This is a genomic window from Flavobacterium foetidum (assembly GCF_004634245.1).
Taxonomy (GTDB): Bacteria; Bacteroidota; Bacteroidia; order Flavobacteriales; family Flavobacteriaceae; genus Flavobacterium; species Flavobacterium foetidum.
In genome coordinates this window covers 1-24,854 of sequence record NZ_SJTF01000002.1, presented here as the reverse complement: position 1 = coordinate 24,854, position 24,854 = coordinate 1, and the positions used below count along the sequence as shown (strand labels likewise).

Genomic DNA, 24,854 nt, shown 5'->3' with positions numbered 1-24,854 from the left:
TACTTAGAATGTTACGTTCAAGCCCGAGATGAATGTTTTGGAGTTTGGATAAGAGCCAAAGTCGATTCCGGGATATAAGTTGTTTTGTTCGTAGGAGCTTACCTCTGGATCATAGCCAGTGTATTTGGTCCATGTGATTAGGTTTTCTGCAGAAACATACACTTTTAAGCTTTTTGCCCCCAGTTTTTTAGAAACGCTTTTTGGAAGCGTATACCCCAATGTGATTAATTTCAATCTTAGAAAAGAAGCGTCTTCTACATATCTTTCAGAAACGATTCCTAATGGAGAACTTGTAGCCCTCGGAATTTCGTTGCTTGGGTTTGTTGGTGTCCAACGATCATTTAAGGTTGAAGCCGCATTAGTTCCAAGTGTAGAAATTTCTAATTGCTGGTTTAAGGCATTGAAGATTTTTGCGCCATAAGATCCTTGAAAAGAGAAATTCAGATCGAAATCATTATGCGAAATGGTATTGCTGAAACTTCCAACAAATTTTGGCTGCGATGTACCTAAATTTCCTTTATCTAGAGCAGTAATTACCCCATCTCCGTTTGTATCAACATATCTTCGGTCTCCTACTTTTGTATTGGCCAAACTGTTGATTTTTGGCTGCGTATTTACCTCTTCCTGCGTTTGGAAGATTCCGTTGGTTCTGTATCCCCAGAAAGTTCCAAGAGGCAAGCCCACTTTTACAATTACAGGTTGTTGCTGTAATAATGAACCGTTTGGCACAACAGGGAAAAACTCGTTTACACCGTTTCCGATTTCGGTAACCTTATTTCGGTTTGCAGAAAATACGATGTTAGAATTCCATGCAAAGTTTTCTGTTTTTACGTTTTCGGTTGTCAAGCCAATCTCTACACCTTTGTTCTCAACTCCACCAATATTTTGAAGAACAGTAGCATATCCAGAACTCAACGGAACCGGAACGCTGATCAACAAATCGTTTGTTTTTTTGTAATACACATCAAAAACAAAATTGATTTTGCGGTCTAATAATGATAAATCCAAACCAACATTGTATTGGGTTGTTTTTTCCCATTTCAAATCAGGATTAGCCAGTCGGGTAGGAGCGATTCCCGTGTATAAAGTTCCTCCAAAGGAATAGTTTACAGAACCCATCGAAGCAAGAGAAAGATAGTTTCCAATCTCTTGGTTTCCTGTTGTTCCGGCTGTAATTCTAAGTTTGGCTTCAGTTATGCCTTTTATGTTATTGGCAAACTCTTCATCTGTGATATTCCATGAAAAACCAGCAGACGGGAAATATCCCCAAAGTGATTCGGCACCAAATCTAGAAGATCCATCGGCACGTCCGGAAAGTGTAAAGTTGTATTTTCCTTTATACGAATAATTTACCCTTGCCAACCATGATTTTAAAACACTTTCGTACGCTTCGCTATACGGTTTTACTGCAACACCGTCTTGAAGTGCGTTGTACGTATTTGCGTCGTTTACAAAGGTGTTGGCTCCTGCATTTACCACTTCTCCTTTAGTGTATTGAAGCGTATAGCCTCCTAAAGCAGAGAACTTATGATTTTCTCCAAAATTGGTATTGTAGTTTAAAGTGTTTTCGTTTAAAACCGAACCCACCAGTCGATCTCCGACCGACGCCAACCCTTTTGTACCAGCTCCGGTAGTTGTGTTAGCTGGCGCGTAGTAATTTTGTTTTGTATTTAAAACATCACCGCTCACTGCAACTTTAGCAGTCAGTTTTTTGGTTAATTTGTACTCACCAAATAAACTGGTTAGAATTCTGTTCAAGTTGGTTTCGTTAATAGTATTTTCCAAATCATTAATTGGGTTTGGAACATAACCATTTACAGAAGTTGCATAAGGATTATTGGTGACATTATAGCTTCCGTCAGCATTTTTTATCGGGACAACGGGTGCTGTCAGTACTGCTGCGACTATCGGATTTGGAGTTCGGCCGCTTCCAGCAGTTCCTACACCATTGGCTAGAGAGTAAGTGTAGTTAGCGTTTACGCCAAATTTAAAATTCTGCGAATAGTTTCTTTCATAATTGGCACGAAGCGAAACACGTTTGAAATCTGAACCCAAAACAATTCCTTCCTGATCAAAATAGCCAGCCGAAATAGAGTATCTTGATCTTTCGTCGCCGCCAGAAAAAGAGAGGTTATGACTTTGAACAGGCGCCGCAGTTCTAAAAGCTGCAGATTGCCAATCGTAGTTTCCAGAAGTCTTAAAAGCTTCAATCTGTTCAGCAGTGAAAGAAGGCGCCTGACCAATACTTGCTTGAACATCATTACGAAGGCTGGCCCATTCGCTGGCATTCATTAATCTCAATTTCTTTGAAATATTTTGGAATCCGAAATAACCTTGGTAGGATATATTATCTTGTCCTTTTGTCCCTTTTTTTGTTGTAATAATGACTACTCCATTTGCGCCGCGAGAACCATAAATTGCAGTGGCAGAAGCGTCTTTAAGAACCTCAATAGACTCAATGTCGGCCGGATTAATAGTAGACAAAACGTTTACGCTCGCTCCTGCATAAGTAACTCCGGCAGAACTGTTGGCATTATCGTTATAAATTAAGATGCCGTCAACCACATACAAAGGCTCATTACCAGCAGTAATTGAGTTTCCTCCGCGGATGCGAACGCTTGAAGAGGCACCAGGGCGACCCGAACTTTGTGTAACTACAACCCCAGAAACAGCACCTCGTAGAAGGTTGTCTGCTGAGGAAGTTACCTGTGATAAATTTGCCTTTGGTACAGAAGCAACAGAACCTGTAATGTCTTTTCGCTTCTGAGTTCCGTATCCAACGACCACCAATTCATCCAATTCTTGGCGTTCTTCCTTTAAACTGATAATTACTGGATTTTTTTCAACTATAACTTCAGCTTTTTTGTATCCGATGTAGCTTACTATTAAAGTGTAGGGAAATTTTTGTCCAGTCTGAAAATAAAATTTTCCTTCAGCATCGGTCACTACGCCGTGTGTTGTTCCTTTAATGTTTACTGAGGCACCGATAATTGGCTGATTTGTAATGGCATCAACCACTGTTCCGTCAAGTTTAGATTGAATAAGAGGGGCGGTATTTTGGGCTTGTATTCCTGCCGTCAGCAGCAGGAGAAATAACAATATGTATATGTTTGAAATATTTTTCATTTCTTTGTGTTGGTTTTAAGTAATTAACAAGACGCCCTGAGCACTGTTTATACAGCACTCTAAAAGTGTTCTTGATTTAGTGATAAATGTTCTTAAGCCTCGCCATTTCTGTTGCCGCAGAAATGGCTTTTTTTATTTACAACAGCAGGTCTGCATTATTTTCATTTTAGTTTTTTTTAATTGTTAGTTATTTAATTCTGAATTATAAATAGGTTTTCAATAATCTGACTAACGCATACAAAATGCATCAGAACGATTTTTGGGTTATTTTCAGTAAATATTTTTGGTGGTGAATTTGTAATTCGTTGATACGAATTAAAGATGACAGAGTATTAACAACAGCTGCACATATAACAAAAAATGTTATGAGTGCTTTTTTTAGAAAGAATGTAAAACGAAATGTTTTCTGTTGTTTTCAAAATATAGTCTTTTACGGTTTGAAATAATATTTAAAACTCTACTAACTCTATAGGACAAAGTTAATTTTAATATAATAAAAACCAAAAGTTTGCGTCATTTTTTTTGAAAAAAAATATAAAGGGTTTTTGGTAAAGAACAGGCTACAATGCCTTAGACCTTATAAATATTGATGTTTTTAAAGTTTCTGGTTGTTGGTAAAATGTTAAAATTAGCGAGTCGCTATTTTGAAATTGTAGTATTTTTTACTTATTTTTTGTACTTATAATTGGAAAAAATTTCATTTAAAACCGATTAAGATAAACTATTACCGTTTTTATGATATTATTTTATAAAATTTAGCCTTCGATTTTAAAGTTGATTTTGAATTAATTAGAGTAATTTTATAGACTAAAAAAATAAAGTAAAAGTTTTTTATTCATGCTAACTATAAATACTTATATTTGTAATAAGTATTTTTACTTAGTTTTATAACTAAAAAAAATGATAGAAGTAAAAAAAGCCCTTGAAATTATAGGAGCCAATAGTTCGATTAAGATTGTAAAAAAAGTTCCAATTGAAAAAGCTCTTGGCTGCATTTTGGCAGAAACAATTTATTCTCCAATTGCGATGCCTCCATTTCGACAATCTGCTATGGATGGTTATGCTTTTATTCATTCTATGAGACATCAGTTTGATGTGGTAGGGATTTCACAAGCCGGAGATTACGCTGATATAAAGTTAAAAGAAAATCAGGCAGTACGTATTTTTACCGGTGCCTACGTTCCTAAAAATGCTGATACGGTTGTGATGCAGGAAGATGTAATGGTAAACGGCGATTCAATTTTGATTGCCAAAAAACCGGATCAATTTGCAAACGTTAGAAACAAAGGCGAACAGATTAACAAAGAAGATGTAGTTTTTGATGCTGATACTTTAATTACTCCTGCTGCAATTGGTTTTTTTGCTTGTTTGGGAATTACGGAAGTCGCTATTTATAAAAAGCCTAAAGTAGCAATTTTGGTAACTGGAAACGAATTGGTGGACCGTGGGAAAAAGCTTTCTAAGGGTAAAATCTACGAAAGCAATTCGGTTATGCTTCAGGCGGCATTGAAGACTATAGGTATAAATAAAGCAAAAGTTTATAGGGTTAAAGACCATTTAAAAGCGACTAAAAAAGCATTAAAAACAATTTTAAAGGAAAACGACATAGTTTTAATTTCAGGAGGTATCTCAGTAGGCGATTACGATTTTGTAAAAGATGCATTGTTGGCAAATGGAGTAGCAGAACTTTTTTATAAAATCAATCAGAAACCGGGAAAGCCAATGTTTTTTGGTTCAAAAAAAGATACTTTGGTATTTGCGCTTCCAGGAAATCCGGCCTCGTCGTTAACCAATTTTTATATTTATGTATATCCAGCTATCAAAAACCGAATGGGTTTTTCAAACACTCATCTGCCAAAAATAGTACGGAAACTAAATGCTGACATAGAAAACAAAACAGGCAAAACACTGTTTTTAAAAGCGCTGTACGATGAAACTCATGTCACGATTTTAGAAGGTCAAGCCTCTTCAATGCTTAATTCTTTTGCTATTGCAAATGGTTTAGTGATTGTAGAACACGATATTCAAAAGATCGAAAAAGAAAATTTGGTTACGATTCTTCCGATTGACTAGGTTTTATTGGGATATGAAAATAGAGCATAGAACATAGAAAATAGAAAATAGATTTTAGTTAAGGTTTGGACACAAAGTAATAACCTGAAACCTGAAACTTGAAACCTGAAACAAAACAAAAAAAAATGAATCTCTTAACTTCCGAAAACATACTATTATTCAGTTTTGCCTTAATTGTAATTGCCTTTTTATATTCGAGTGTGGGGCATGGCGGTGCTTCGGGATATTTGGCTTTGATGAGCATTTTTGCTTTTCCGATTTCGATTATGAAACCTTCGGCATTGTTGTTGAATTTATTTGTTTCGAGTATTTCGTTCTTGTTTTATTATCGAAATAATTATTTCAAACCCAAGTTGTTTTATCCATTTGCGATTGCTTCGATTCCAGCGGCTTTTATTGGCGGATTTATAACTTTGGATAATATGATTTATAAAATAATTCTCGGAATTGTATTAGTTTTTGCAGCGCTGAGGTTATTCGGTGTTTTTAATTTTAAGGAAAAAGAAGAAGTAAAAATCAATCTTCCTTTTGCATTGGTCATTGGTTTTTCTATCGGATTGTTGTCTGGAATGCTCGGAATTGGGGGTGGAATTATATTGAGTCCAATTTTATTGTTCTTAGGTTGGGCGTCGGTAAAAGAATCTGCTGCAATCTCAAGTTTATTCATTTTTGTGAATTCGTTTGCAGGAATGCTGGGATTCTTTTTAGGAGGAAAAACAATCCCAATGGAAAGTTTTTATTTAGTACCGATTGCAGTTGTTGGCGGAATGTTAGGAGGATTTTATGGCAGCGGAAAATTCTCGAACAGAACTTTAAAAATGGTTCTCGGAACGGTAATTTTAATGGCAAGCGTGAAATTGATTTTTCCTTAACGATGAAATGAAAATATGGTTTTTGCCACAGATTTCACAGATTAAAAGGATTTTTTCTGCCACTAATTACACGAATTTGCACGAATTGTTTTTTTTAAATATGTAATAGAATTAGTAAAATTGATGGAATTCGTGGCAAAAGATTATGATTGCGTTTTTTGCGACAGATTTCGCAGATTAAAAGGATTTTTGTTAGCCACGAATTGCACGAATTTCCCGAATTTCCCGAATTGTTTTTTTTTAATATGAATTAGTGAAAATTGGTGGAATTCGTGGCAAAAGATAAGGATTGCGTTTTTTGCGACAGATTTCGCAGATTAAAAGGATTTTTGTTAACCACAAATTACACGAATTTCCACAAATTGTTTTTTTTAAAGATGTAATAGAATTAGTGAAAATTGGTGCAATTCGTGGCAAAAAAACAACAAAAGTACCTAAGAAAATCTTTTTAATCCTTTAATCTGTGGCAAATTAAAAAAACTAAAAGCTATGAAAACAATAACAGTATTTATTCTTTGCGGAGGAAAAAGCTCCAGAATGCAGTCAGAAAAAGGATTGGTTTTGTTTCAGGAAAAACCATTCATCGAGCATATCATTCAGGCAATTTTACCCATTACCGACCAAATAAAATTGATTACGGCATCCAGAGATTATGATTATTTGCAATATGAAAAAATACCAGATTTAATTGAAGATAAAGGCCCTTTGGGAGGAATCTACACTGCATTATCACATTCTGAAACCGAATTCAATTTGATTTTGAGTTGTGATATTCCGTTAATTTCAACAGAATTATTGCAGGAACTGATTTCAAAACACACAAAGGAAGCCGAAATCACAGTTTTCGCCTCAGAAAGTAAAACACATCCGCTAATCGGAATTTATTCAAAAGAAATTGTTCCGGTTATTAAAGAATCAATCGATTCAAATGAACTGAGAATGATGGATTTGTTAGCCAAAGTGCCACATCAGATTATTAATATAGAAGAAAGTGAGAACTTTCATTTGAGTAATATTAATTCGGCAGACGAATTAGATGATTTAAATATCAATTCAATTTAAAGCAGTATGGAAACTTTAAAAACACCAAAATTGACTATCGTAGGCGCAGGTCCGGGCGATGTTGAACTGATTACGATGAAAGCCATAAAAGCTTTAAAAAGTGCCGATGTCGTTTTGTACGATGCTTTGGTAAATGAAGAATTGTTGCAGTACGCACCAAGTGCAGAAATTGTTTTTGTGGGAAAACGTTTAGGCTGCCACGCTTATACACAAGACCAAATCAACGATTTGATTGTTTCTATGGCAAAAACACACGGACATGTTGTTCGCTTAAAAGGAGGCGACCCGTTTGTTTTTGGAAGGGGAAGCGAAGAAATAGAATTTGCAGCACATTTCGGAATCGAAACGGCTATTGTTCCTGGGATTTCTTCGGCTTTGGGAGTTCCTGCTTCGGTCGGAATCAGTCTGACACAGCGAAAAGTAGCAGAGAGTTTTTGGGTGATAACAGGAACAACTTCGGACCATAAATTGTCAAAAGATGTTCAATTGGCTTCCAAGTCGGCTGCGACTGTGGTAATTTTGATGGGAATGCACAAGTTAGATGAAATCATTTCGATTTATCAGGAAAATAGAAAAGACAATCTGCCAATTGCCATTATTCAGAACGGAACGAAAAATTCAGAGCAAAAAGTGATTGGTACTATCGACACAATTACTAAATTGGTAGCTGAAAAGAATATTTCATCCCCAGCTATTATTGTAATTGGAGAGGTAGTACGAAATACGTCGAGCTGGATTTCGTATTTTCAAGAACATTTTGATGATGAATTTATTTTTCAGAATTTAAATTTATAAGAATGATTGAAGTTAAATATTTTGGAGCTGTAGCCGAAAAGACAAAATGTGAATTCGAAAAATTATCTTTTTCTGAAGAAGTTTCATTGCAAAAACTTTTACAGGATTTAAACGAAAAATATGCCTTCGAGTCACTGACTTTCAGGGTTGCGGTCAATCAAAAAATAGTTTCAAAAACATCCGATTACACTTTGCAGACGAGTGATATCGTAGCTTTATTGCCACCGTTTGCCGGAGGATAAATTATGAATGCAGATAACCGATATAACAGACAAATAATTCTTCCAGAAATAGGAGAGAACGGTCAGCAGAAATTAGCGGCAGCGAAAGTTTTGGTAATTGGTGCAGGAGGTTTGGGTGCTGCGATTCTTCCTTATCTGGCTTCGGCTGGAGTGGGCGAAATCGGAATTGTAGACCACGATGTTATTGAGGTTTCCAATCTTCAAAGACAGGTGATTTATAAAACAGATGCTGTCGGAAAATCAAAAGCGAAAGAAGCCAAAGTAATGATTTCAGACCTAAATCCTTTGGTAAAAGTAAAAGCGATTGCTGAAAAATTATCGGGAAAAAATGCTCTTTCCTTATTTTACAACTATGATATTATTGTTGATGCAACCGACAATATTGCAATTAAATATTTAATTAATGATGCTTGTTTAGTAGCGAATAAACCAATGGTTTACGGTTCTATTTTCAGGTTCCAAGGACAAGTTTCGGTTTTCAATTATCAAGACGGTCCAACATATAGATGTTTGTATCCCGAAGAAAATTTGGATACATTAAATTGTGAGGAAGCAGGAGTACTTGGCGTTTCGGTTGGCATTATCGGAATGTTCCAGGCCAATGAAGTTCTAAAAATGATTCTTGGAATTGGAGAAGTTTTAAGCGGAAAAATTTTGGTTTACGATACGCTGCACAACGAACAGCAAAAATATGATTTCGATAAATCTGATTTTCAAACCATCAGCAGAGAAGCATTCGAAGAAAAATATAATAAAGCAGAAATTGAGGAAGTAAATTTTGAATTTGTTTTAGATGAAATAAATAAAGACGAAATTCTTTTTATTGACATTAGAAATATTGACGAATCGCCAAAAATCAGTTTCAAAAATCAAATCCAGATTCCGTTAATGAACTTGGAAAAAGAAATTGAAAGACTGGATAAAAATCAAGTAATTTATGTCTTCTGTCAATCGGGAATCAGAAGCAAAATCGCAGTCGAATTGCTTCAAAAACACCGATTTAAAAACATAAAAAGCATTGCCGGTGGAGCTTTGGCAATGAAACAATTATTAACGACTGAGATAAATTTATAGCCACAGATTATATGGATTAAAAAGATTTTGAAATACTTTGTGTTGTGTTTTTTTGCCACGAATTACACGAATTTTCACGAATTATTTTTTTGATTTTTGCGAATAAAAATTTGTGAAAATTCGTGTAATTCGTGGCTAGAGAAAAAAAAATCTTTTAATCTGTGTAATCTGTTGCAAAAAAAACAAAAAAATGAGTAAAAATGTATTTGTAGAAGGCCCGATTTCGCCTGAATTTATAGCCGATTCGATTGCCAAACATCAATCGAAACATACCATTGGGGCGCATAATATCTTTTTAGGACAAGTTCGTGCCGATGTCATTCACGATAACACCGTCGTAGCAATTGATTATTCGGCTTATAAAGATATGGCGAACGAAGCTTTGTACACGATTCGCGAGAAAGCTTTCGCTAAATTCGATTTGACTTGCATGCACATTTATCACAGTTTGGGCGTGGTAAAAGCAGGCGAAATCTGTCTGTTTGTATTTGTTTCAGCAACACGACGCAAACAAGTTTACGAAGCAACAGAAGCCATAGTAAATTGGATTAAAACCGATGTGCCTATTTTTGGCAAAGAAATGTTTGAAAACGATACATTCACCTGGAAACAAAATAGTTAATGGTAGATATTACGCATAAAATAAGCACTTTAAGAAAAGCGACAGCAACCGCAATTGTAAAAGTCAGCAAACAGGAAACAATTGATGCTGTAGTCAATAATTTAGTGCCAAAAGGAAATGTGTTCGAAATGGCAAAAACGGCGGGATTATTTGCGGTAAAAAACACGCATTTGTCTATTCCGGATTGTCACCCGCTTCCTATTGAATTTACTTCGGTAGAATATAATATTGAAGGTTTAGATATCCATATTATTTTCAATGTTAAAACCGTTTACAAAACCGGAGTTGAGGTCGAAGCCATGCATGGAGCATCAATCGTGGCATTGACGATGTACGATATGTTGAAACCGATTGATAAAGAAATAGAAATTTCAACCATCAAATTAATCAACAAAGAAGGCGGAAAATCTTCTTTCAAAAATAAACTTCCGAATGCGATAAAAGCAGCGGTTTTTGTTTGTTCTGATTCGATTTTTGCAGGCGACAAAGAAGATCGTTCTGGAAAGACAATTGTAGAAAAACTGGATTTGTATGGAGTTGAAACTTCACATTATGAAATCATTCCGGACGAATTGGAGATTATTCAAGAAAGAACAAAAGCTTTCGCCAAAGAACATCAGCTAGTGATTTTTACAGGCGGAACGGGTGTATCGCCAAGAGATGTAACACCAGAAGCTTTAGAACCAATTTTAGAAAGCAGAATTCCGGGAATTGAAGAAGCAATTCGCAATTACGGACAGCAGAGAATGCCCTATGCAATGCTTTCTAGAAGCGTTGCAGGAACTTTGGGGAAAAGTTTGGTTTTGGCTTTGCCAGGTTCCACAAACGGAGTAAAAGAATCGATGGACGCTGTATTTCCACATGTAATGCATGTCTTTCATATTTTAAAAGGAAAAAACCATGACAGCCTCTAACACAATTTTGACAGACGGTTTTGGGCGCAGACATAATTATTTGCGTATTTCACTGCTGGAAAAATGCAATCTGCGTTGTACGTATTGCATGCCGGCTGACGGAATCGCGCTTTCTCCAAAAGCCAGTTTAATGACGGCCGAGGAGATTTTTGCTATTGCCCAGACTTTCGCACAAAATGGTGTCGACAAAATTAGGTTAACAGGAGGAGAACCTTTATTAAGAAAGGATTTTCCTGAAATTGTTTCTAAATTATCTGCTTTAGATATTTCACTTTCCTTGACTACAAACGGAATCTTAATTGACCGTCATGTCGAGACTTTAAAGCAGTTTAAAGTCAAGAAAATCAATTTGAGTTTGGACACTTTGGTTTCATCCAAATTTGCTTCTATTACGCTCAGAAATCAGTTTGAGAAAGTAATCGATAATCTGCATTTGCTTCTGAATAATGATTTGCAGGTAAAAGTAAATGTGGTTTTGATAAAAGGTTTTAATGAAAACGAAATTGTCGATTTTGTAAAACTGACTCAGTTTCTGCCGATTTCGGTTCGTTTTATAGAATTTATGCCTTTTGCCGGAAATGAATGGGACAGAAGTAAAATGGTGTCGCAAAAAGAGATTTTATCTTTGGTGGAAACTGCTTTTTCTTCAGATGAAATTCAAAAACTGGAAGACGAGAAAAACTTCACTTCCAGAAATTATAAAATCAAAGATTTCCAAGGCGATTTCGGAATCATCAGTTCCATTACCAATCCGTTTTGCGACAGCTGCAACCGAATCCGCTTGACGGCAGACGGAAAAATTAAAAACTGCCTTTTCTCGAATTCTGAAACCGATTTACTAACGGCTTTTAGAAATGGTGATTCCATAACCGATTTGATTTCAGAATCGATTCAAAATAAAAAGAAAGTTAGGGCCGGAATGGCGACTGTTACAGAAATTAATGACCCCGCAAAACATTTTGATAATCGTAGTATGATTGCGATTGGGGGGTAATGGTTTCGAGAGGAACTTTGTCAAAGTTTAAACTTTGACAAAGCTCACCATACAGTTTTGTCATTTCGACCGAAGGGAGAAATCACACACGAATCTCTACAAAGATTGACGATTTTGCATGTGGAATTACTTGTGTGATTTCTCCCTTCGGTCGAAATGACAAACCATGCGATGAAATAAAAAAAGGCTTAACCTTTTTCAAAGTCAAACCTTTCTATATTATTTTTTCTTTTTAGCCTTAGACTTTTTCAAAGCTTTCGCTCTTTTCTCAGCAACTTTCTTAGCTTTTGCTTTTTCCTTTGCCTTTTTAGCTTTTGCTTTTTTTTTCTCAGCAGCTTTCAGTTTTGCTTTTTTGGCTTTTTCTAGCTTTTTGATAACCGCTTTAATCGCCTTTTCTCTTTTCTTTTCCTTTTCTTTTTTAGCTTTAAGTTTAGCTTTCAATTGTGATTTTAGATCCTTTTTTTTATCCTTTTTAACCTCAATAATTGCGTCGCCAATTTCTAAAACCGGTTCGCTTTGTTCCAAAGGCTCAGGAATATCTTCAGTTTGTATTTCTATAATTTCAGAAACAATCGGTTCTGTTTTTTCTGGCGTAACCCCTTCTTTTTTGACAGCTGTTCTTGAAGTTCCTTTTGATGCTGCTCTAACGGGTGTTTTTGCTGCTGGTTTTACCGTTGTGCCTGGAGATTTCGTAGTAGTCGTTTTTGAAGCTGGTGATTTTGTGGCCGCCCTAGTAGTTCTTCTAACGGTTGTTTTGGCTTCTGGCTGTATTTGTGTCTCTGTAGTGCTTTCTACAGCTGTCTCTGCTGGAACATCAGTGGTTTTTTCAGCTGCAGTTCTAGAATTTCGTTTTATCATAACGTTGTATTTTATTGAGTAAATAGCTAATAACTAAGTTGTTTTTAAAGCTTTGGAGTATGCTTTTTTTATGTAAATTCTTAGTTAAGCTAAATATACGCAATTTTTGAATACAGAAATGTTAAGCTTTTTATAGAACCGACTAATGCTCAACAGTTTCCAAAATTCTGAAATTGCTTTTTGGCGCCTCGCACAAAGAGCAGCAATAGTCATCGCCTAAATTGGTGAAAAGTATGCCTTTTGGAATTCCCTGCGTTTCATCTCCGTATTCCGAATTATAAAGGGTTAGGCATTCTTGGCATTGATAAATTTCTTGTGGCGCTTTTTCTTTTTTCTGCGGATTTTCGGTTGTTTCTGTAGTATTGTTTCCGAGTTCTTCAAAATATTTTCTGCTTAACTCGATTAAGATATTCGGAAGCTCCAGTTTGTCAATATCTTGCGAATGCACGATATATTCACGTGTATTGGGGTCGAAATTCTTCGCAAACAAAACATTGTAAGTATCTCTGATTTTAATGGATTCTAATGCTGCTGGAAGTTCATTCTTTTCGATGACAATCGAAGTGAAATAATGCCCATCTCGATTGTATTCTGAGATTCCGAAATTCAATCCGTAGGTACTGATATCGAATTGGTCCAAGGTTCGAACCAAAAAAGTTTTAAGATTCAAAGCCCATTCCATGGCAACCGGTAAGTGCCAGTTTAATTCTAATAAAGAATGACGAACGTTGATGCCGCGTTTTCCTAAAAATTTTTCCCATTCTAGTTTTCTGTCTTTTGGAATCCCTTTTATGATAAATGATTTCCAAGGAGTGATGGAGATTTTCCCGATTTTACATTCAAAACACAAATCGCACATTTCTTTTAGGAAATCTAAATCGTAAAGATTATTTCGCCAATACAAGCCAAGCCAATACTGATCAATCCCCATTCGATTCATCCCTTCGTAATACGGAAACGGATAAAAAGGGACATTCAGAGGTTTGTCGATTGTTCGGTTATTGGTGTCTAAGGCCTCGCTCACTAATGAAAATAGCATTTCAATATCAACCGATTCTTGTTCTGAGATTTTTTCGATTTCGTAATAAATCTTCGCCAAATCCCAAGTGTAAAGCAGAACAGGATAAATTTCCATTTTGTCCCATTCTGGAAGACGAATATATAAATACCAATAATCCTCGTGTGCAGAAGCAATAAAATTTAAATGTCCTGTAAATAATGGTACTAATTGCTGTTTCGGGTCGGTTATATTGACTTTGAGCTTTGGCTGTTCTTTGAATTCTTCTAAAATATATAAAAAGCGATTTCCGGTAAGCCAGTTGGTATTTCTGAAAATATCGGTCGAAACATAGGAGGAAACGATGTTGTTCCCGCTTTTCTGGTCGGGATACACAAAATGATGTTTGCCCAAAGTGGTTTTGTCCAAAGTCTTAAATTCTTTCGGAAAAATAATATCCTGTCTTGAACCAAACGAAATAGAATCCAGACCTTCCTGCAAAGCAATATCCACAACTTCTTTAAGTTCTCCTGGCGAAATAACGCCTCCTTTTACTATTAATCTTGTTAGTTCCATAGTTTTTTTGTTTCAGGTTTTCTTTGTTTCAGGTTTCAGGTTTTGGATTGTGTTGATTTAACCGCAAAGTCCGCAAAGATTTTTCGCAAAGGTTTTTCGCAAAGATTTTTGAGGTTTATATTCTGTGTGTTAAATTGTTTTTTTTTAAGTTCGCAAAGATTGACTAAAATCTATTCTCAAAGCTTTGCGAACTTTGTCTTCTTTAAATATACTTTGCGAATCTTTGCGAAAAAACTTTGCGTTCTTTGCGGTAAAATTTATGTTCAAAGTAAAGCAGCATTCAAAAAAGAACCTATTTACACTTAGCCAAAATTTCTTTTACCTCCGTTTTACAACTTCCGCAACCTAAACCTGCGCCTGTGTTTTTGCATAATTCGGTGAAATCGTTTATACCGCTTTTAATGGTTTCTTCAATGTTTCCGGCACCGACTTGACTGCACGAGCAGACTAGTTTTCCGAGAACCGGTTTTGCATTTGAACTTCCTCTTAAAAGCGTATTTCGTTTGTCTGATAATTCGATTTTGCTTTCAATCATGGTTTTGAATTCGGCAAACTCGTTTTTATCGCCCATTAAAATTGCTCCGACCAACAAATCGTCTTTTACGATGCATTTTTTGTAATAACGTTTCTTTAAATCGGCAAAAACAATTTCTTCGTATGAATCATCGTTCTCTGGAATTGTCAAATCGCCGATGCTGCAAAGATTGATGTCTTCTAATTTTAGAATATTCATTAAAATCGAACCTTTGTAATAACTGCTGATATCTCCTGCCAAAAAGTTGGCTAGAATATCCGCCTGTTCTTCGGCGGCAGAAGTGATTCCGAACAGTTTATTGTTGAATTCAGCTATTTCGCCGATTGCAAAAATATCGGGGTTGGAAGTCTGTAAATATTGATTGACTTTTACGCCACGGCCGCAAACTAAACCGCTTTCTCTGGCAATTTCTATATTCGGAATTGTGCCAATCGTATATACGATGGCATTTGCAGTCAGTATTTTACCGCTTTTTAAGGCAATCTCGATTTCGTTCGGATTATCGGTTTCAAAAACCGTACTGACTTCGTTGTCAAAATAAATCTGAATATCACGAAGCTGTACTTCTTCTGCTAAAAGCTTGCTCGAAATTCGGTCCAACTGACGCTCCATTAAACGTGAAGCACGCTGAATAATCGTAGTTTTTACTTTTTTATGTTTTAATGCAGCAGCCAATTCCAAGCCTAATAAACCGCCGCCGATAATCACAACATGTTGTTCTTCTGGCGGAAGATTGGTGCTGTCGAGATGTTTTTTCAAACGGTCGGCATCTTCTTTTCGTCGAACAGTAAATCGGCCCGGAAGATGAAGCTGTGCGTTTTCTGGAACAAACGGACGACTTCCTGTTGCTAAAATTAGCGAGTCGAAAGTATGGGTTTCGCCTAAACTGTCTTTAATAATTTTGTTTTGAGTATCTATTTTATCAATCGAAACTCCCGCTTTCATGGTGATTTTTAGTTTATTGAAAGTCTCGCCGTCTTTCACTTTTAAAAGCTGTTCCCAAGTAAATTCTCCTGTCATGTATTCAGGAAGTAACACACGATTGTAAAACGGATTTACTTCATTCGAAAAAACAATAATCTCATCGGTTGTATTGAATTCGCGATAATTTTGTATGAATCGAAATGAAGCCGCACCAGCACCCACAATGGCAATTTTCTGAAATGGTTTTACATATCTTTTGATTGAAACTGTGGTAAATTTAAAATCAGGTTCTTTAGATATGGGGTCAACAACAGTATTCGTTAAATTATTGGTTCGATTTAAATCATTTTCTAATTGTTTTCCCCAGTGCATCGGAAGAAAAAGGACTTTTTCTTTGATAGAATCCGTTACTTTTGCTTTTACACGAACTTCGCCATTTTTGCTTGAAACGACCACGATATCACCATTTTTAATATCGTTTTTAAAAGCATCAATCGGGTTAATTTCTAAAACCGGACTCGGAATATGCGTTAATAATCTTGATACTTTTCCGGTTTTCGTCATCGTATGCCATTGGTCGCGAATTCTTCCTGTTGTTAAAATAAAAGGAAATTCAGCACTCGGCTGAACCGAAGTATTTTCTATAGAAACCGGTAGATTAAAAATAGCTTTCTGCGAAGGCGTGTAGAATTTTTTATCTGTAAAAAGTCTTGGTGTTCCGGGATGTCCGTAATCTGGAACAGGCCATTGAAAAGTGCCTTCGGTTTTTAAACGGTTATAATTTAAGAACGAAATATCGATATTGGTGTTTTTGGTAAGCGCGCAATGCTCTTTGTAAATTTCTTCGGCACTATTGAAATTGAATCCGTTGAAATTCATTTTTTTAGCAAAGCGAATCAAAATTTCAATATCTGGAAGCGCTTCTCCAGGCGGATTAATTCCTTTTGGCAGATACGAAATACGACGTTCTGAGTTGGTCATTGTGCCTTCTTTTTCCAACCAACCCGCAGCAGGCAAAAGTAAATCGGCAAATTTTGCGGTATCGGCATTATGCGAAATATCTTGAACGACCACGAATTTGGCATTTTTGAGCGCTTTTTCGGCTCTTCTCGAATCTGGCAAACTCACTAACGGATTGGTGCAGATAATCCAAACAGCTTTCATTTTTCCCGATTCTAAGGCTTCAAACATTTCGGTTGCTGTTAAACCCGGTTTGTCTGAGATTTCGTCAACACCCCAAAAATCAGCGACTTCTTTGCGGTGCGTCGGATTGGCGATGTCCTTATGCGCAGCCAAAAGCGTTGCCATGCCGCCCACTTCACGACCTCCCATTGCGTTCGGCTGACCCGTTAAGGAAAAAGGACCTGAACCTGGTTTTCCAACTTGTCCCGTTAATAAAGATAAATTCAGTAATGCCGTATTTTTATCAACTCCGACAGCGCTTTGGTTTAATCCCATTGCCCAAAGCGAAATAAATCCTTTTGCTTTTCCGATAAGGTCTGCAGCGAGTTTAATATCATTAACCGAAATACCACAGAGTTTAGAAGCTTTCTCGAGAGAAGTGCTTAATACTAAATCTTTGTATTGTTTGAAATTCTCAGCGTGGTTTTTTACGAAATCATGGTCTACATAACCTTTTTCGATAATACGTTTGGCAATAGCATGATACAAAATAATATCCGAGCCAGGAATAATCTGCAAATGCAAATCGGAAAAGGCGGCCGTATCGGTTCGTCTCGGGTCAATACAAATGATTTTTGTTTTCGGATTTTTTTCTTTGTGTTTTTCTAATCTTCTAAATAGAATAGGGTGGCACCACGCTGGATTTGCACCTGTAATCAAAAAAGTATCGGCCAATTCAATATCATCATAAGAGATTGGTACAGAATCTTCACCAAAAGTCTTTTTATAGCCTACAACGGCAGAACTCATGCAAAGTCTGGAGTTCGTATCGATATTATTGGTTTTCAAAAATCCTTTTACCAGTTTATTGACCAAATAATATTCCTCTGTTAAACATTGTCCCGAAATATAAAACCCAACGCTGTCTGGACCGTGTTTTTTAATAATGGAAGAAAAAACGGCAGCTGCGCGGTCTAATGCAGTATCCCAACTCACACGTTCGAGCGGATAAGATTTACTTCCTCGCATTTCGGGATATAAAATTCGGTCAGATATATCGTTGACTACGTAATGCAGATTCATTCCTTTGGAACATAACATTCCCTTATTTACTGGATGATTCTTGTCACCTTCTACCATCACACCGTTTTTGGCATCGTTAGTCACAATTATACCACAGCCAACGCCGCAATAGGAACAGGTAGTTTTGATTTTGGTACTTTGCATTACAGTTCTTTTTAGATGCTAATTATTGAATCTGTGACGATGTAAATAAATCACGTAGACAAAAATAAGTATTTTTACGTATTAATACGTAATTTTTAAATTTATTTTTTTATTTTTGATGCAATAAAATGGGCAACAGTAAATTAGTTTTTAATCCGATAAAAATCTGGACTCATGAAAGAAGAACAAACCGCTTGTTATTCCTGTGCCAATGAAAATTGCTTTATCAAGAAACACCTGCATTTAGAGCAAATGTCGACTTATGTTTCTAAGAAACAGAATGTAGTGTGCAGAAAATCGGAGCCATTTATTTTGGAAGGTTCGTCTTTGCACGGACTTTATTTTATTTGTAAAGGAAAAGCCAAAACCGTAAAAACAGGTATAAACGGCCGTGAGCAAATTGTGCGATTGACTTCAAATGGAGATATAATAGGTTTTCGCGGATTCGGAACAAGTAAAAAATACTTAATTGGCGCTTATGCCTTGGAAGATACTGTTTTGTGTAATTTCAGTAACGAAACGATGCTCGAAATTTTACAGCACATCCCAGAATTCACGTACGCTTTAATGTTGTTTTATGCCGAAGAATTAAACAAAAGCGAAAATAATATCCGTAAGATTGCTCATATGAATGTCCGCGAACGTGTAATTGATTTACTGCTTTATATTCATCGTAAATTCGGACAGAAAAATGGTCTGATTGATATTGAGCTTTCGCGAAAGGAAATTGCAGACTTTGCGGGAACGACAGAAGAACAAGCCATTCGGATTTTGTCCAGTTTAAAAAAAGAAGCTTTGATTCATACGACTGGAAAACGAATTGGTATTTTGGAGGTTTCAGCGTTGCGAGCTGAAATTATGGAGCATAAGTATTTTTTATAAGGTGCAAAGGTGCTAAGATTCTAAGCTGCTAAGGTTTTTTGCTCGAGAATAATTTACTAAAAGATGCTATTTGTATTTTTCTAAAAGGTGAGAAGTCGTTTTATATCTTCCATTTTTAAAATCATCTTCAGATTTATCAATTCTAGAATTTAGTTCTTCTATAGACATTGAACTTAATTTTTTATCTTGAGTAGATTTATTGGTAATTTTTGTTTTTGTGGTTTGCGAATTCATGTAAATGTTAGATTTTAAATTTATTTATAACTATATTTTTTTAAAAAACAACGGGACGTAATAGTTATAGCAAAATTTTTGTTTTGTAAAAGAACTCTCTATAGGGAGAAAATATGTCGCTCCGCTGGAGCTTTCTTTTATGCGTAAATCTATTTGCTACAAATATTTTGCTCCTCTGGAGCTAATATTATAAATTAAAAACTATCGCAATTTTTATATTTTCAATAGTACTTTTGATTTAAAATGATGTTTTTTGTAGAGACGCATCACAATGCATCTCCACGACGAATGTAATTTATTTTTTCCTTCCCACAAATCGAATCACAGAACCCGTTCCGTTATGAAATAAACCTTCGTTGAGTTCGATTTCTTTTTCTTCTAATTCGATGATTTCGTAATCCGGGAAATCGGCTTGGATTTCTTCGATTGAGAATAAAGATTCAATGTCTTTTGGTCCGCCCACTTTTTCGTTTTTGGTCACATATTCTAAATGTTTTTTGCTGAAAGCTTCAAAAATTATAATTCCGCCTTTTTGTAAAAGTTTGTCCAACTGTTTATGAATATTAGACTTAATTGCTGCTGGAAAATGTGCGTAAATCAATGCTATAGCGTCAAATTGCTCTTCTTGAAAATCAAGCGTTTCCAATTCGCCTACCTGATAATCAATCGAAACGTTATTGGCTTTGGCAAGTTTTAAAGCTTTGTTTCTTCCTTCTTCGCTAATATCAAAAGCAGAAACCTTCCAGCCTAAAGTTGCGGCAAAAATGGCGTTTCTTCCTTCGCCCTCGGCGGGAAAAAGAATAGTTTTTGGAGTTAATTTTTCTAATTGTTCTTTTAAGTAATTGTTTGGTGCTTCTCCGTACGCAAATTCTTCGCTGCTGTAACGGTCGTTCCATCTTTTGGTCCAGGTATTTTCTATCATAAAATTTTAAAAAATATAAACCAAATATACTTAATTTAGAAAGCTTGTCTTTAGAATCATAATGAAAAAAATGCCCTTTTTCTAAAAAGAAAAAAGGCATTTTATATGTTTTAAGATTTTTTAAAAATCTATTTATTTTTTAAACCAGGGTTGTAACACCACTATTCACATCAATTTCAGCAAAATTATGTTTTCCAATAACAATAAGCAGTTTGTCTGAATTGTATCCTACGTATCTAATTTCGGGTTCGCCTTTTTGAGGTTTTCCGCAAACAGAAATTACATTGGTCTGCCATTTCAATTTGCTTCTTTTGTAAGCCGAGATAGTTTGCAAATCTTTTTCAACATAATACACAATGTTGTTTTTTTTAATGCCTCTTTTTTGGGTTTTGGCAAAATTAATTTCTGAGTTTTTCGAAATTAAATCATCGTTGTATTTCTGGGCTATGCCAGTCTGGGCGACAATAAATGTCAGCACAGACAATTTTAAAAATGGTTTCATCAGGATAGAATTGGGGGTTCATAATCGCTTCAAATATAATTAATTAAATGATATAATTGATTCTATTTTGCATAAAAAAAAATACCCTTTTCTAAGAATAAGAAAAGGGTAAAATATAGAGGTTTATTTTAGGGAAAAATTATTTTTTCCAACTAAAAATTCTAGGATTGACAGAAACCATCAGCCACGCCCAGTTATTGGTATGGTTTGCTTCTCCGTTTTTGATGTATTCCATTGTTTTTGAGCCAAACATTTGAGAATATCCTCCGGTAATCGTAATGTCTTTTTTAAAGTTGTATCCAAAAGTTACATCAATTTCAGTTCCTAAATAAGAATCCATTTTTTCGTTTAGCGGTGTAACTACATCAGCGGCCGATAAGAAGATGTGAGGCATCAAAGCAAACTGCCATTTATTGATGTTGTAATTAAATTTTAAAAAAGCATCCTGCAAGCCTACATTATTCAGGTGATTTCCAACGTAGAAATAATCCATGTATCCGTTAAAACCATGGTTGGTTCCAAAAATTGGGTTGAACGATTTGATTACCGTGCTTCCGTCATTTGATGCTTTTCCAGATAAAAATTCGTATCCAAAGCCAGCTTTGAACGAATCGGTTATGCTGTAACTAAAATTGGCTGCTGCATTCCAGGCACTAACTTGTAAATCAGTACTTTTTCCGGTTTGTCCGTAGAACCAAAAATTAGTATCAATTTTACTGTTTTTATAAGTCAAATAAGGGCCAAAGGTCTGTTTATAATCAACCAATAGCTTTGCATCGGCATTTGCATATTCGTAACCTGTATTTAACATTAAAAAGCTCAGGCCTAAATCATTGCTGAATTGGTTATGGTACCATGCATACTGCATAGCCTTATAATTTGAAACCGTGTAAGGCGTCTGCAGCACATTTTCGGCAGTAGAATTGTAAGCGCCTCCAAAATCTAGTTTTTGAGTTTCGTTATGAAATGAAACCGTTAAGGCATCATGGCTTTGTGCTTGCTGCCCCCAGTCTTGTTCTCCTAAAATACGCTGATTGTCATAAGAAAGCACCTGACGCCCCATTCTGGCGCTCCATTTTTCGGTGAAATTATATTGGGCCCAAGCTTCAAAAACAGCAACTCCATTTTTATCCGCAACGGCTGCCGGTGCAACATCTCCCCAAGTTCTCGTATTTTGAAGCGTTAGTTTTACGATTAAATCATCTTGTTTGTAATTGAAATTTAATCGAGAACGCTGCGAAATCTGTGAAGTTCCTTTTTGGCCTTCCTGCAGCAGTTGTTTGTAACCGTTTCGATATTCAAAACGAGGTCTTATCTGCAGATTTACATCTAGTTCCTGTGCCTGAATTCCGAAACTTAATCCTAAAGAGAGGAATAAAACTAGTTTAAGTCTTTTCATAAAATTTTGGTTTATTTGACGGCGGTAAATTTATAAGAAATAGATTTCTTTTGCTTATGATTTCAGTCATATTTCTAATTTTTTTTTAATAAAAACTTAATACGCTGGCTCAAGTTTTGCCTTGTTTATGCTAACTTCTTTTTTCTTAGTTAGTTGTGTAATAGTGTAATGCATCCAAACTAGACATGTAGTAGAGAAAATTAAAATAAAAATCCATGAGCTTGACCAGATTCCGGTTGCAGTCAATAAATATCCGAAGATAATAGGTCCAAAGAATCCGCCTAAACCGCCGATCATTCCGACCATGCCGCCAACAACACCAATTTCGTTCGGAAAATATTCTGGAATATGTTTGTAAACCGCCGCTTTCCCGATTCCCCAAGAAATTCCGATTAGAATTACCAAAACAAGGAAAACCCACATATTGGCATCAAACTTAATAACGGTCACGCCTTTGGCTATCAGTTCTTTTTTAGCTACACTTTGATTGTGGGCAACTACGACATCCTGCCAGCTTGTAGAGGTTGGGAAAATCGCATTTTCGTTAGTATTTGCTGTTTTTTGTACTATAGGATATTCTTTATCTCCAATTTTTACGGTTTTGTCATTAATTTCGTTTACAACACCTTTTTTGGCAGCTAATATTCCAGGACCAGAAGTGGTGATTTCCATTTTAGGAATCGATAATAAGGCACTCAAAATTACAGAAGAACCCAAAACCCAATACATTACTTTTCTGGCTCCGAATTTATCAGACAGATAACCTCCAAATGCCCTGATTACGCCAGAAGGCAAACTAAACATGGTTGCAAACAGACCGCCCATCACTAAACTTGTTTGGTAAACATTCATAAAATTTGGCAGTAACCATTGAGAATAGGCCACGAAGCATCCGAAAACTAAAAAATAATAAGCTCCAAAACGCCAAACTCTTTGTGATTTTAATGGCGTAAGCATTTGAGAAATGGTTTTGTTGCTGCTTTCGACTTTTTTATTTTCAGTGAAAGTTAAAAAAGCGACACCAATTACAACCAAAGAAATAGCATAAATAATAGGAAGTGTTTTCCAGCCATTTTGCGGGTCATCAATTGAAAAATGATTTAATAATGAAGGTGCTAAAAAGGTCGTTATTGCGGCGCCAGCATTTCCCATTCCGAAGATTCCGAGCGCGCGTCCCTGCCATTCTTTTGGGTACCAGATTGAGGTGTAGCCGATTCCGACAGCAAAACTGGTTCCGACCATTCCGAATAAAAAGCTTAACAAGGCAAACATAGCAAAACTATCAGCGTAAGGAAGAAGAAACAACGGAATCGAGCAAAGCAATAATAAAAGTGAAAAAACATATTTGCCACCATATTTGTCTGTCAGGATTCCGATTGGAAGACGCATGATTGAGCCTGTTAGAATTGGAATTCCTAAAAGCCATCCTACCTGAACAACACTCCAATGGAAAATTCCGTTATCAACCAAAAAGGTTACTAGTACTCCGTTTAATGTCCAGCAGGCAAAACACACTGTAAATGCCAATGTGTTCAAAAACAAAATTTTGTGTGATTGCGATAGTGAGTTTGAATTTTTCATAGTACTTATATTTTTATGTAAAAATAAGTACTATGACTTAGTTAAAACCTGCTAAAACGCAGTTTTTGAAAAATAATTACGTATTTATACGTATTTTTTAAATTAAAGAATATTCTGCTGCTTTGTTTGAAAGTTCCATTAGGTTTTTCACCTTGAGTTTCTTCATTAAGTTGAAACGATGAACTTCGGCAGTTCTTTTGCTGATATCTAATGCTTCGGCAATTTCTTTGTTTCCTTTACCTGATAATAAAAGCGTAAGAATTTCTTTTTCTCTTTTAGTAATCATCATTTCTTCGCTTAATGTTTGTTTAGGCTCTAATGATGCAGATGGATTTGTCAATTGACCAATTAAGATTGAAGAAATATCGCCGCTGAAATATTTTCCTCCCGAAGAAACGGCGTGCAGTGCTTTTAAAAATTCTTCTTTAGAAGAGCCTTTTAATAAATATCCGTCGGCTCCAGCTTTGATGGATTTCAAAACATATTCTTCCGATTCGTGCATCGAAAGCATGATGATTTTTACGTTATTGTTCTCACTTCTAAGTTTTTCTACTAATTCTATACCGGTCATGTTAGGCATACGAATGTCAGCTATAAGTAAATCTGGTTTTGTTTCGGCTACCACCTCAAGTGCATCTGCACCGTCGATTGCTTCTCCTACAACTTCTATATTTGCTTCGTTTTCTAGTAAAGATTTGATTCCGTCTCTCACAAAAACATGGTCATCTGCTAATACAACACGGATGATATTGCTCATATTACTTAATTTAGATTCTTGATTTTTACGTATATTCATCTATAAAGAAGACGCTAATATACGTACTTTTTTTAAAAGTAAATTCCAATATTAAAATTTCTAATGTTGAAAATTCCAAATTCTAAGTTTTCTATACGTAATGTTTGTCATCTCGACGAAGGAGATATCTCCACAAGTAACTCTACAAAGATTGGTGATTACGATTGTCATTTTTTTGCACGCAGATTTTGCAGATTTAAACAGATTTTTTTACTGTCAAATGATTTTCAAAGATTGGGGATTTTGCTTGTGGAGTTTCTTGGGAAGATTTCTCATTTTTAAGACTTCTTTTTTTACCCCCAGCTAAAGCTGGAGGCAATTGAATCGAATTTTTATTTGAATAAATCATAATATTTTATCAGACTTTGTCTTTTTGCCGTAATTAGATAATTTGCATTCAAATTTGCAAAGTTCTAACGGTCTAGTTTGTCATCTCGACGAAGGAGAGATCTCCACAAGTAACTCTACAAAGATTGGTGATTACGATTGTCATTTTTTTGCACGCAGATTTTGCAGATTTAAACA

General features: G+C 35.7%; 20 protein-coding genes. 10 read left to right on the top strand and 10 right to left on the bottom strand.

Translation table 11 applies throughout. The features are described from left to right. Positions 1-3: 3 nt before the first annotated feature. Positions 4-3,126, bottom strand: coding sequence for a SusC/RagA family TonB-linked outer membrane protein (locus E0W73_RS02475; RefSeq protein ID WP_135220511.1), 3,123 nt, complete (start codon positions 3,124-3,126; stop codon positions 4-6). 900 nt (positions 3,127-4,026) lie between these two features. Here E0W73_RS02475 and E0W73_RS02470 point away from each other — a divergent pair. The 9 genes from E0W73_RS02470 (at position 4,027) to moaA (ending at position 11,774) form a co-directional block, all read left to right on the top strand. Next, positions 4,027-5,199 (top strand): molybdopterin molybdotransferase MoeA, encoded by a 1,173-nt coding sequence (locus tag E0W73_RS02470; RefSeq protein ID WP_135220510.1) that lies wholly within the window; start codon positions 4,027-4,029, stop codon positions 5,197-5,199. A 125-nt stretch (positions 5,200-5,324) separates the two neighbouring features. Continuing rightward, the gene (locus tag E0W73_RS02465; protein ID WP_135220509.1) at positions 5,325-6,071 is read left to right on the top strand and encodes a sulfite exporter TauE/SafE family protein; all 747 of its coding nucleotides are present in this window, start codon (positions 5,325-5,327) and stop codon (positions 6,069-6,071) included. A 489-nt stretch (positions 6,072-6,560) separates the two neighbouring features. Then, positions 6,561-7,133 (top strand): molybdenum cofactor guanylyltransferase, encoded by a 573-nt coding sequence (locus tag E0W73_RS02460; protein ID WP_135220508.1) that lies wholly within the window; start codon positions 6,561-6,563, stop codon positions 7,131-7,133. A gap of 6 nt (positions 7,134-7,139) precedes the next feature. Next, positions 7,140-7,928 (top strand): uroporphyrinogen-III C-methyltransferase, encoded by a 789-nt coding sequence (gene cobA / locus E0W73_RS02455; RefSeq protein ID WP_135220507.1) that lies wholly within the window; start codon positions 7,140-7,142, stop codon positions 7,926-7,928. Between the two features lie 2 nt (positions 7,929-7,930). Then, the gene (locus E0W73_RS02450) at positions 7,931-8,170 is read left to right on the top strand and encodes a MoaD/ThiS family protein (RefSeq protein ID WP_135220506.1); all 240 of its coding nucleotides are present in this window, start codon (positions 7,931-7,933) and stop codon (positions 8,168-8,170) included. Positions 8,171-8,173: 3 nt separating this feature from the next. Beyond that, positions 8,174-9,244, top strand: coding sequence for a HesA/MoeB/ThiF family protein (moeB, locus tag E0W73_RS02445; RefSeq protein ID WP_135220505.1), 1,071 nt, complete (start codon positions 8,174-8,176; stop codon positions 9,242-9,244). A gap of 190 nt (positions 9,245-9,434) precedes the next feature. Then, on the top strand, positions 9,435-9,866 hold the full coding sequence (locus E0W73_RS02440) for a molybdenum cofactor biosynthesis protein MoaE (protein WP_135220504.1): 432 nt from the start codon (positions 9,435-9,437) through the stop codon (positions 9,864-9,866). Further along, positions 9,866-10,780, top strand: coding sequence for a bifunctional molybdenum cofactor biosynthesis protein MoaC/MoaB (gene moaCB / locus E0W73_RS02435; RefSeq protein WP_135220503.1), 915 nt, complete (start codon positions 9,866-9,868; stop codon positions 10,778-10,780). The genes E0W73_RS02440 and moaCB overlap by 1 nt, the downstream gene beginning before the upstream one ends. Continuing rightward, positions 10,767-11,774 (top strand): GTP 3',8-cyclase MoaA, encoded by a 1,008-nt coding sequence (moaA, locus tag E0W73_RS02430; protein ID WP_135220502.1) that lies wholly within the window; start codon positions 10,767-10,769, stop codon positions 11,772-11,774. Before moaCB ends, moaA begins: the two co-directional genes overlap by 14 nt. A 219-nt stretch (positions 11,775-11,993) precedes the next feature. Here the strand turns inward: moaA and E0W73_RS02425 are convergent, their stop codons facing one another. The 3 genes from E0W73_RS02425 to E0W73_RS02415 form a co-directional block, all read right to left on the bottom strand. Beyond that, positions 11,994-12,632 carry a hypothetical protein gene (locus E0W73_RS02425; protein ID WP_135220501.1) on the bottom strand — a complete coding sequence of 213 codons (639 nt, stop codon included), beginning with the start codon at positions 12,630-12,632 and terminating at the stop codon, positions 11,994-11,996. A gap of 142 nt (positions 12,633-12,774) precedes the next feature. Then, a complete protein-coding gene (locus E0W73_RS02420; RefSeq protein WP_135220500.1) occupies positions 12,775-14,205 on the bottom strand; it encodes a rubredoxin in 1,431 nt (476 codons plus the stop codon). A 292-nt stretch (positions 14,206-14,497) separates the two neighbouring features. After that, on the bottom strand, positions 14,498-18,013 hold the full coding sequence (locus tag E0W73_RS02415; protein ID WP_135220499.1) for a nitrate reductase: 3,516 nt from the start codon (positions 18,011-18,013) through the stop codon (positions 14,498-14,500). A gap of 174 nt (positions 18,014-18,187) precedes the next feature. Between E0W73_RS02415 and E0W73_RS02410 the strand changes: the two genes are divergently transcribed. Next, complete coding sequence (locus E0W73_RS02410; protein ID WP_135220498.1) at positions 18,188-18,895, top strand: Crp/Fnr family transcriptional regulator; 708 nt, start codon at positions 18,188-18,190, stop codon at positions 18,893-18,895. 66 nt (positions 18,896-18,961) lie between these two features. Here E0W73_RS02410 and E0W73_RS21340 read toward each other — a convergent pair whose 3' ends face one another. The 6 genes from E0W73_RS21340 to E0W73_RS02385 form a co-directional block, all read right to left on the bottom strand. Further along, a complete protein-coding gene (locus E0W73_RS21340; protein WP_162847648.1) occupies positions 18,962-19,129 on the bottom strand; it encodes a hypothetical protein in 168 nt (55 codons plus the stop codon). A gap of 295 nt (positions 19,130-19,424) precedes the next feature. After that, positions 19,425-20,051 carry a class I SAM-dependent methyltransferase gene (locus E0W73_RS02405; RefSeq protein ID WP_394345982.1) on the bottom strand — a complete coding sequence of 209 codons (627 nt, stop codon included), beginning with the start codon at positions 20,049-20,051 and terminating at the stop codon, positions 19,425-19,427. Between the two features lie 139 nt (positions 20,052-20,190). After that, entirely contained in the window at positions 20,191-20,553 is a 363-nt protein-coding gene (locus tag E0W73_RS02400; protein ID WP_135220497.1) for a hypothetical protein, read from the bottom strand. A gap of 139 nt (positions 20,554-20,692) precedes the next feature. Further along, on the bottom strand, positions 20,693-21,952 hold the full coding sequence (locus E0W73_RS02395; RefSeq protein WP_135220496.1) for an alginate export family protein: 1,260 nt from the start codon (positions 21,950-21,952) through the stop codon (positions 20,693-20,695). Between the two features lie 96 nt (positions 21,953-22,048). After that, positions 22,049-23,533, bottom strand: coding sequence for an MFS transporter (locus tag E0W73_RS02390; protein ID WP_135220495.1), 1,485 nt, complete (start codon positions 23,531-23,533; stop codon positions 22,049-22,051). Between the two features lie 97 nt (positions 23,534-23,630). Further along, a complete protein-coding gene (locus tag E0W73_RS02385; RefSeq protein ID WP_135220494.1) occupies positions 23,631-24,290 on the bottom strand; it encodes a response regulator transcription factor in 660 nt (219 codons plus the stop codon). Positions 24,291-24,854 lie beyond the last annotated feature (564 nt).

Coding starts and splice junctions, on each gene's coding strand:
- E0W73_RS02475 (WP_135220511.1), bottom strand. CDS start 3,126: ATGAAAAATATTTCAAACATATACATATTGTTATTTCTCCTGCTGCTG.
- E0W73_RS02470 (WP_135220510.1), top strand. CDS start 4,027: ATGATAGAAGTAAAAAAAGCCCTTGAAATTATAGGAGCCAATAGTTCG.
- E0W73_RS02465 (WP_135220509.1), top strand. CDS start 5,325: ATGAATCTCTTAACTTCCGAAAACATACTATTATTCAGTTTTGCCTTA.
- E0W73_RS02460 (WP_135220508.1), top strand. CDS start 6,561: ATGAAAACAATAACAGTATTTATTCTTTGCGGAGGAAAAAGCTCCAGA.
- cobA (WP_135220507.1), top strand. CDS start 7,140: ATGGAAACTTTAAAAACACCAAAATTGACTATCGTAGGCGCAGGTCCG.
- E0W73_RS02450 (WP_135220506.1), top strand. CDS start 7,931: ATGATTGAAGTTAAATATTTTGGAGCTGTAGCCGAAAAGACAAAATGT.
- moeB (WP_135220505.1), top strand. CDS start 8,174: ATGAATGCAGATAACCGATATAACAGACAAATAATTCTTCCAGAAATA.
- E0W73_RS02440 (WP_135220504.1), top strand. CDS start 9,435: ATGAGTAAAAATGTATTTGTAGAAGGCCCGATTTCGCCTGAATTTATA.
- moaCB (WP_135220503.1), top strand. CDS start 9,866: ATGGTAGATATTACGCATAAAATAAGCACTTTAAGAAAAGCGACAGCA.
- moaA (WP_135220502.1), top strand. CDS start 10,767: ATGACAGCCTCTAACACAATTTTGACAGACGGTTTTGGGCGCAGACAT.
- E0W73_RS02425 (WP_135220501.1), bottom strand. CDS start 12,632: ATGATAAAACGAAATTCTAGAACTGCAGCTGAAAAAACCACTGATGTT.
- E0W73_RS02420 (WP_135220500.1), bottom strand. CDS start 14,205: ATGGAACTAACAAGATTAATAGTAAAAGGAGGCGTTATTTCGCCAGGA.
- E0W73_RS02415 (WP_135220499.1), bottom strand. CDS start 18,013: ATGCAAAGTACCAAAATCAAAACTACCTGTTCCTATTGCGGCGTTGGC.
- E0W73_RS02410 (WP_135220498.1), top strand. CDS start 18,188: ATGAAAGAAGAACAAACCGCTTGTTATTCCTGTGCCAATGAAAATTGC.
- E0W73_RS21340 (WP_162847648.1), bottom strand. CDS start 19,129: ATGAATTCGCAAACCACAAAAACAAAAATTACCAATAAATCTACTCAA.
- E0W73_RS02405 (WP_394345982.1), bottom strand. CDS start 20,051: ATGATAGAAAATACCTGGACCAAAAGATGGAACGACCGTTACAGCAGC.
- E0W73_RS02400 (WP_135220497.1), bottom strand. CDS start 20,553: ATGAAACCATTTTTAAAATTGTCTGTGCTGACATTTATTGTCGCCCAG.
- E0W73_RS02395 (WP_135220496.1), bottom strand. CDS start 21,952: ATGAAAAGACTTAAACTAGTTTTATTCCTCTCTTTAGGATTAAGTTTC.
- E0W73_RS02390 (WP_135220495.1), bottom strand. CDS start 23,533: ATGAAAAATTCAAACTCACTATCGCAATCACACAAAATTTTGTTTTTG.
- E0W73_RS02385 (WP_135220494.1), bottom strand. CDS start 24,290: ATGAGCAATATCATCCGTGTTGTATTAGCAGATGACCATGTTTTTGTG.